The 1,794-nt window shown below is 77.4% G+C and carries 1 protein-coding gene; it reads right to left on the reverse strand.

What is annotated here, in order from left to right; translation table 11 throughout:
- On the reverse strand, positions 1–1,762 hold a 1,762-nt coding region (locus L7D48_RS28575), incomplete at its 3' end, for a M48 family metallopeptidase (RefSeq protein ID WP_237883970.1).
- Between the last annotated feature and the right edge of the window lie 32 nt (positions 1,763–1,794).

Here is a 1,794-nt window from a genome sequence, read left to right on the forward strand (position 1 = left end):
AGGGGAGGGGGGCGACCGGTGTGCCCGGTACGGAGGGCCGCTCCGTCACGTCTTCCCCGGTGAGCAGATTCCAGGTGAACACCACCGCGACCACCACCGCGGCCACCAGCATTCCCGGCCTGCCGTTCAGCCGGCCGGACTTCCCGGCACCGGCACCGGTACCGGTGGCGGAACCGGTGGCGGGGCCGGGCGGACGGGCCATCGGGCCGGTGCGGTCCAGCGCGGCCGCGGTGTTGACGCCGCACAGGACGAGACGGGTGCGCAGCAGGGGTACGGCCGCGGGATCGGCCGCCGCCGCCCGCGCCAGCTCCACCGTCTCCCGGGCCTCGTCGTCGTGGACGACCAGGGCGCTGGGCTCCGTCCAGCGCAGGCTCCACCCCGCCCGCCCGGCGCCCGCGAGCCCCTGACCCACCAGGGTCTCCAGCGCCTGCGCGGGCGATCCCGGCAGGCCCCACTGGTCCATGCCCCAGCCCGCCTCGTGCAGCGCCTCGGCCAGCTCGGCACCGCGCCCGTCCTCCAGCAGTCCCAGTACGGTGTCCACGGCGGGCTCCGGCGGGGCGTCGGGCTCGCAGAGCCGGGCCAGAGGCTCGCGCAGGTCCTCGACGGCCTGGACCATCTGCGCCTCGGCGGCGTCGTCCAGCCACTCCTGCCACGGCTGCCCCGGCCTGCGCGGCCCCGACGGCGGCAGGAGCGGGCGCAGCAGGGAACCCCACACCCCCTCGGGAAGCCGGAGGTACGCGGCGTCCGCCGCCACCGCCGTCCCCGGGGCGGGTGCCGCGCCGGCAGCACCCCCGTCGCGGGCGAGGGCGGCCAGGCGGCGGCTCAGCGGCGGGTGGGAGTCCAGCCGGGAGCGGGGCGGCTCCGGCATCCTGCGCCGCCACTCCCCAAGCGCCTCGGCGTACTCGGGATCGGCCAGCATCTCGGCGAAGGGGCGCAGCGGGTCGTCGGGCGTCAGCCCGCGCCCGGCCATGGGGTCCAGCAGCCGGGCCCGGTAGTCGGCCCAGGCCGCGCCGACGGCGTGGACGGCGGTCAGGGCGGACGCCGTGGCCTCCCGCCCCACGACGGCCGCCGCCGCCGCGTCCGCCTGGAACTCCTGGCGCCGCCGCACGACGAAGGTGACGGCGTCGAACAGCCACGCGTACACCCCCAGCACCCAGCGCTGGTAACCCGTGTAGGACGCCACCAGGACGTTGCCCCCCGCCGCCTCGGTGATGCCGTCGCGCGCCGTGCGCAGGGCGGCCGAGCCCCGGTGGGCGGTGGCCGCGAACCGGGTGTGCCGGCGCGCGTAGTGGCCCAGCTCGTGGCAGAGGACCGCCCGCAGCTCGTCCTCGCTCAGCCCCGCCAGCAGCGGTACGCCGATCTCCATGCGCCGGGCGGCCACTCCCGCGCCGAAACGGGTGTCCTCGCCGACGGAGGCGTTGGCCTCCAGCGTCAGCCGGATCTCGGTCGGTTCGGGCGCGCCGACCGCACGCGCCAGGGCGGTGACCGTCTCCCACAGCCGCGGGGCCTGCCGCCGGGTGACCGCCCGGCCCCCGCGGGCGGCCGGGGCGCGGCCGCCGGAGAACATCCCGCGCAGCACCGCCAGCACGGCCGGCAGACCGAAGGCGACCGCGTACAGCGGCGCGGGTGTGGTCATGCGCATGCCGTCTATCAGAAGTGCCCACAGCACGAAGGCCGCCAGAACCGCGTAGCCCAGCACCAGCGCCCACGACACCACGTGGAAGCCCCCCACCAGAACGAGGGCCAGCGCGGTTCGCGCCAAGATCCCCAGCCTCGTCCGCATCCCGCCCGTCC

The organism is Streptomyces sp. ICN903 (assembly GCF_022015835.1).
In the GTDB taxonomy this organism is placed as follows: domain Bacteria; phylum Actinomycetota; class Actinomycetes; order Streptomycetales; family Streptomycetaceae; genus Streptomyces; species Streptomyces fenghuangensis.